We start from the raw sequence: 6,015 nt of genomic DNA, 5'->3' as shown, positions 1-6,015 counted from the left end.
ATGCGAAAGAAATACAACACGCCCCACCGCAGCCGCGTTGTGAAAACCCGGCTGTCCGAAGATGAATACGCCGACTTCACAGCGCGGCTTGCGCCCTATGGTATCAGCCAGTCGGAATTTCTCCGGCAGGCGATACGGCGCACGACCATACGCCCCGTTGTCCATGTATCGGCGGTCAATGATGAACTGCTCTCCGCTGTCGGGAAGCTGGCCGCCGAGTACGGCAGGATCGGCGGCAACCTCAATCAGATTGCCCGGTATCTGAACGAGTACGGCTCACCCTACAATGCGCTGTCCGGCGAGGTACGCGCCGCCATAGCCGACCTTGCCGCCCTCAAGTATGAAGTCCTCAAGAAAGTAGGTGACGCAGTTGGCAACACTCAAGCATATCAACTCTAAAAACGCCGACTACGGAGCCGCCGAACAATATCTTCTCTTTGAGCATGACGAGTTTACCATGAAGCCCGTCCTTGATGAAACCGGCAGGCTTATCCCCCGCGAGGACTACCGGCTGTCAACGCTGAACTGCGGCGGGGAGGATTTTGCCGTTGCCTGTATGCGGGCAAATCTCCGCTATGGGAAGAACCAGCGGCGGGAAGATGTGAAAAGCCACCACTATATCATCAGCTTTGACCCACGGGACGGGCCGGACAACGGCTTGACCGTAGACCGGGCGCAGGCATTGGGCGAGAAGTTTTGCGCCGAGCATTTCCCCGGCCACCAAGCCCTTGTATGCACCCACCCGGACGGCCACAACCACAGCGGCAATATCCATGTGCATATCGTCATTAACAGCCTGCGGATAGAGGAAGTACCGTTCCTGCCCTACATGGACAGGCCAGCCGACACGAAAGCCGGCTGCAAGCACCGCTGTACCGACGCTGCCTTGCGCTACTTCAAATCCGAAGTCATGGAGATGTGCCACCGGGAGGGGCTTTACCAAATCGACCTCTTGAACGGCAGCAAGAACCGCGTGACCGACCGGGAGTATTGGGCGCAGAAAAAGGGACAGGCTGCGCTGGACAAGCAGAACGCCCCCATGATTGCAGGCGGTATCACGCCCCGGCAGACCAAGTTTGAAACGAACAAGGAGAAGCTGCGGCAGACCATACGGAAAGCCCTTGCCACCGCCGCCAGCTTTGACGAATTTTCCTCTCTGCTGCTGCGGGAGGGCGTGACCGTCAAGGAGAGCCGGGGGCGGCTGTCCTATCTCACGCCGGACAGGACAAAGCCCATTACCGCCCGGAAGCTGGGCGACGACTTTGACCGCACCGCTGTCCTTTCCGTTTTGGAGCAGAACGCCGCCAGAGCCACAGAAAAGGCCGCAGCCATACTCGAATACCCCCGGCATGGGAACACAAAAGCCCCACAAACCGCCCCGAAACTCGTCGGCGCAAGCTCCATATCCTTCGCTTCCCCGCAAGCGGGAAAGCTCACTCATTCCGCTGCTTCTCCTCTCCCCGCAAAGCCAGACGGCTTTGCGGGGGCCCCAAGTGTGCAGCGGCTTGTGGACATTGAAAAGAAGCTGGCCGAGGGCAAAGGCCGGGGCTATGAACGCTGGGCGACCATGCACAACCTCAAACAAATGGCCGCGACGCTGAATGTGTATCAGGAATACGGCTTTACTTCCCCGGAGCAGTTAGAAGCCGCTGTTGATACCGCCTATCAGGAAATGCGCCAGACCAGCGGCGAACTGAAAGCACTGGAAACCAAGCTACAAGGGAAAAAGGAGTTGCAGCAACAGGTACTTGCCTATGCCAAGACCAAGCCCGCCCGTGACGGGCTGCGGGCGCAGAAATCGCAGAAAGCCCGTGACGCATACCGGCAGGCAAACGAGAGCGATTTTATCATAGCCGACGCAGCCGCCCGGTATTTCAAGGCGCATGGCATTACCAAGCTGCCCGCCCGGAAAGCGTTGCAGGCCGAGATCGAGCAGCTTATCTCCGAGAAAGACGGCCTGTATAACACCTACCACGAACAGAAACAGCGGTTCAAGGAGTTGCAGACCGTCAAGCGGAACATCGACCAGATTTTGCGCCGGAACGAGCCGCACCGCAGAAAGGAGCAGAGCCATGAGCGATAAGTTACCGAGAATGGACTACCGCCAGCATCGGCGGGCGCGGCGGCTGGTACATGAGTGTTGTAACTACGACGAGGGAAACTGCCTGCTGTTAGACGACGGGGAGCCTTGCGTGTGCGTCCAGAGCATTTCCCTTTCCCTCATGTGCCGCTGGTTCCGTGTGGCTGTTCTGCCCCTTGACGGGGAACTGGCCGCAGCCCTCTTGCACCGAGGGAGCCGGAAACGCTGCGCCGTCTGCGGGGCGGCATTTGTCCCCAAATCCAACCGGGGGAAATACTGTCCCGGCTGCGCCGGACGCATGAAGAAAATCAAAGCCGCCGAGAGAAAGCGGAAACAAAGGCAGAAATGTCACGCTTTAGAGCCTTTCAAACCCGCATAAATCAAGGCTTTTTTCGTGGGTGTCAAAGGGTACGCGATACATTTATCCTTTTCCACCGGAAACGCCGTTCTAAGGCGTGACAAAACGCCAAAATCAACCCGAAACACAGGGAGGTGATACTATCGCTGATTATATCATGGCAGACACGCCGCTGCCTATCTATCTGCCCTACCCCCGTTTCCTGCTGAAAATGGAGATTTCCCAGACCGCCAAGCTGCTGTATTCGCTGCTGTTAGACCGTTCCACACTTTCCCAGAAGAACAAGTGGCAGGACGACGAGGGCAGGATATATATTATCTATCCCATCGCGGAGATAGCCGAAATACTGGATAAGGGCAGCACCACCATAAAGGGGGCGCTTAATGAACTGGACATGGCGGGGCTGCTGGAACGGGAACGGGGCGGCTTCTCCGCACCGAACCGCCTATATGTGAAAGTGCCGCGTGTGCCACAGGTACAGTTTTCCGACCAACTGATGGCCGGAAATCCGACCCTCATAGAGCCGGAAAACCGTCCTACTGATGGTCAGAAAACCGACCTTATGATGGTCGGAAAACCGTCCCCTAACCAAACTACTATAAACAACCTTACAGAGAGCCAAACAATGGGAGTGAGTGGGGAGCCGCCCGCGCCCTATGGCCGATACCAGAATATTTTTCTGTCGCAGACCGAATACGACGAGTTGCAGGCAGAGTACCCCGACAGGTTGGAACGGTTCATCGAGGAAATGAGCCGCTACCTTGCCGCCAACGGGAAAAGTTATCAGAACTATGCCGCCGCCCTGCGGATATGGGCGGGGAACGACAAAAAGAAAGCCCCGAAAAAGGGCATACCAGACTACTCATGCAAGGAGGGCGAGAGTTTATGAAGAACGAAATCAACGCTGTTTTGGAGAATATGACGGCCACCACCCCGGAGCCGGAGGACTACACCGGCGAGGACGGTTTACTGTACTGCGGCAAGTGCCGCAAGCCGAAAGAAGCCTATTTTGCGCCGGATAAGGCTGCTATCTTTGGCCGTGACCGCCACCCGGCAGAGTGCGACTGTCAGAGAGCCGCCCGCGAGGAACGGGAGGCCGCAGAGAAGCGGCGCAGGCACCTTGACACCGTGGAGGAACTGAAACGCCGGGGCTTTACCGACCCCACCATGCGGGACTGGACTTTTGAGAACGACAACGGCAGAAATCCGCAGGCCGGGATTGCCCGCCGGTATGTGGAACACTGGGAGGATATGCGAGCCGACAATATCGGCTGCCTGTTCTGGGGCGGCGTGGGAACCGGGAAAAGCTACCTTGCGGGCTGTATTGCAAACGCCCTCATGGAGAAAGAAATCCCCGTCCACATGACGAACTTTGCCCTTATCCTCAACGACCTTGCCGCCAGCTTTGAGAACCGCAACGAGTACATTTCCCGCCTTTGCCGCTATCCGCTGCTTATCCTTGACGACTTCGGCATGGAGCGCGGCACCGAGTATGGATTGGAACAGGTTTTCAATGTGATTGACAGCCGTTACCGTAGCGGCAAGCCGCTGATCGTCACGACCAACCTCACGCTGGACGACCTGCGGAACCCGGAGGACACCGCCCATTCCCGGATTTATGACCGCCTGCTTTCCATGTGCGTCCCGGTACGCTTTACCGGCGACAACTTCCGGCAGGAAACCGCGCAGCGGAAAATGGAGAGCATGAAGAAACTGATTACCGACTGAAAGGAGTATTGCCTATGGCAGATAGACAGCAGCACGACACCCGCACCACCCGCCGCCCCGACTGCGTGACGGAAATCCGCATGGGCAATTCCGTCCTTGTCGTGTCCGGCTATTTCAAGAAAGACACCACGACCACCGCCGCCGACAAAATGGCGCGGGTACTGGAAGCGGAAGCCGCTGCTACACAAAAATCGGCAATTTGACAAATCATAAAGAAGCTGATTTTACACTTTTGCCGCTATACAGCCCGCCCTATTCCGTGGTACAATGAAACCACGGAATAGTGGGGCTGGCTGTCGGAAACGGAGGATTTTATGTTAAGACAAGCCACCCAAAACCTCATTACCGCCCTTTATCCGAGATTGTCCCATGAGGACGAATTGCAAGGCGAGAGCAATTCCATATCGAACCAGAAAAGGATTTTGGAAACCTACGCCAAGCAGAACGGCTTTACCAATCTGCGCTGGTACACCGACGACGGCTTCTCCGGCGCAAACTTTCAAAGACCCGGTTTTCAAGCCATGCTTGCAGACATTGAAGCCGGGAAAGTGGGTACGGTCATAGTCAAGGACATGAGCCGGTTAGGGCGAAACTACTTGCAGGTAGGGTTTTACACGGAAATGCTGTTCCCCCAAAAGGGAGTGCGTTTTATCGCTGTCAACGACAATGTGGACAGCGCAAACGGCGGCATGGACAACGATTTTACCCCTCTGCGAAATCTGTTCAATGAATGGCTGGTGAGAGATACGAGCAAGAAAATCAAGGCAGTAAAACGAGCAAAAGGCATGAGCGGCAAGCCTGTTACCAGCAAGCCGGTCTATGGCTACCTCATGGACGAGGACGAGAACTATATCGTTGACGAGGAAACCGCGCCGGTTGTCCAGCAGATATACCAGCTTTGCCTTGCCGGGAACGGACCGACCAAGATTGCCCGTATGCTTACGGAGCAGCAAATCCCCACGCCGGGGACGCTGGAATACCGCAGGACGGGCAGCACCCGCCGCTACCACCCCGGCTATGAGTGCAAGTGGGCGACGAACACCGTCGTGCATATCCTCGAAAACCGGGAGTACACCGGCTGTCTGGTGAACTTCAAGACGGAGAAGCCCTCTTACAAGGTCAAGCACAGTGTAGAGAACCCCGTGGAGAAGCAGGCCATTTTTGAGAACCACCATGAGCCTATCATAGACCGGGAAACATGGGAGCGCGTGCAGGAGTTACGCAAGCAACGCAAACGCCCGAACCGCTATGATGAAGTGGGGCTGTTCTCCGGTATGCTGTTCTGCGCCGACTGCGGCCATGTGATGTACCAGCAGCGGTATCAGAACAAAACCCGCAAGCAGGACTGTTACATCTGCGGCAGCTACAAGAAGCGCACCCGCGACTGTACGGCGCACTTTATCCGCACCGACCTGTTGACCGCCGGTGTCCTCTCCAATCTCCGGCAAGTAACGGAATATGCCGCCAAGCATGAGAGCCGCTTTGTGAAGCTGCTTATCCAGCAGAACGAGATCGGCGGCAAGAGAAAGACCGCCGCAGCCACCAAGCAGCTTGAACAGGCGCAGGAGCGCATTGCCGAAGTGAGCCGCATTATCAAGCGGCTGTATGAGGACAATGTAAACGGCAAAATCAGCGACGAGCGTTTCATGGAACTGTCGGCAGACTATGAGCAGGAGCAGCGGGAACTGAAAGACCGCGCCGCCGCTTTGCAGGCCGAACTGGACAAGTCGCAGGCCGCCACCGTCAACGCGGAAAAGTTTATGGGTATCGTCCGAAAGCACCTTGCCTTTGAGGAATTGACCCCCACCCTCTTGCGGGAAATGATTGAAAAAATCGTCGTGCATGAGTG

Annotated in this window: 7 protein-coding genes; all 7 read left to right on the top strand. The window is 56.5% G+C overall.

Annotation, left to right across the window (positions count from 1 at the left end):
• Window positions 1-399: plasmid mobilization protein (locus tag ACYQ3S_RS15405; RefSeq protein WP_070087580.1), on the top strand; the 399-nt coding region annotated here is incomplete at its 5' end.
• On the top strand, window positions 371-2,083 hold the full coding sequence (locus tag ACYQ3S_RS15400; RefSeq protein ID WP_459690237.1) for a relaxase/mobilization nuclease domain-containing protein: 1,713 nt from the start codon (window positions 371-373) through the stop codon (window positions 2,081-2,083). The genes ACYQ3S_RS15405 and ACYQ3S_RS15400, both read left to right, overlap by 29 nt.
• Entirely contained in the window at window positions 2,073-2,459 is a 387-nt protein-coding gene (locus ACYQ3S_RS15395) for a cysteine-rich VLP domain-containing protein (protein ID WP_009259636.1), read from the top strand. Before ACYQ3S_RS15400 ends, ACYQ3S_RS15395 begins: the two co-directional genes overlap by 11 nt.
• A gap of 136 nt (window positions 2,460-2,595) precedes the next feature.
• Window positions 2,596-3,327: a replication initiator protein A gene (locus ACYQ3S_RS15390; protein ID WP_009259635.1), complete on the top strand. Its 732-nt coding sequence runs from the start codon at window positions 2,596-2,598 to the stop codon at window positions 3,325-3,327.
• Entirely contained in the window at window positions 3,324-4,166 is an 843-nt protein-coding gene (locus ACYQ3S_RS15385; RefSeq protein WP_009259634.1) for an ATP-binding protein, read from the top strand. Before ACYQ3S_RS15390 ends, ACYQ3S_RS15385 begins: the two co-directional genes overlap by 4 nt.
• Before the next feature lie 14 nt (window positions 4,167-4,180).
• Window positions 4,181-4,369, top strand: coding sequence for a transposon-encoded TnpW family protein (locus tag ACYQ3S_RS15380; RefSeq protein WP_009259633.1), 189 nt, complete (start codon window positions 4,181-4,183; stop codon window positions 4,367-4,369).
• 111 nt (window positions 4,370-4,480) lie between these two features.
• On the top strand, window positions 4,481-6,015 hold a 1,535-nt coding region (locus tag ACYQ3S_RS15375), incomplete at its 3' end, for a recombinase family protein (protein ID WP_459690235.1).

It is taken from the genome of Agathobaculum sp. TL06 (assembly GCF_054658635.1).
Note: the sequence above shows the minus strand (reverse complement) of the source record. Positions and strands in the feature narration are given on the sequence as shown.

Excerpts from the sequence above, each read along its gene's own strand:
- ACYQ3S_RS15390 (WP_009259635.1), top strand. The coding sequence starts at position 2,596 with ATGGCAGACACGCCGCTGCCTATCTATCTGCCCTACCCCCGTTTCCTG.
- ACYQ3S_RS15380 (WP_009259633.1), top strand. The coding sequence starts at position 4,181 with ATGGCAGATAGACAGCAGCACGACACCCGCACCACCCGCCGCCCCGAC.
- ACYQ3S_RS15395 (WP_009259636.1), top strand. The coding sequence starts at position 2,073 with ATGAGCGATAAGTTACCGAGAATGGACTACCGCCAGCATCGGCGGGCG.
- ACYQ3S_RS15385 (WP_009259634.1), top strand. The coding sequence starts at position 3,324 with ATGAAGAACGAAATCAACGCTGTTTTGGAGAATATGACGGCCACCACC.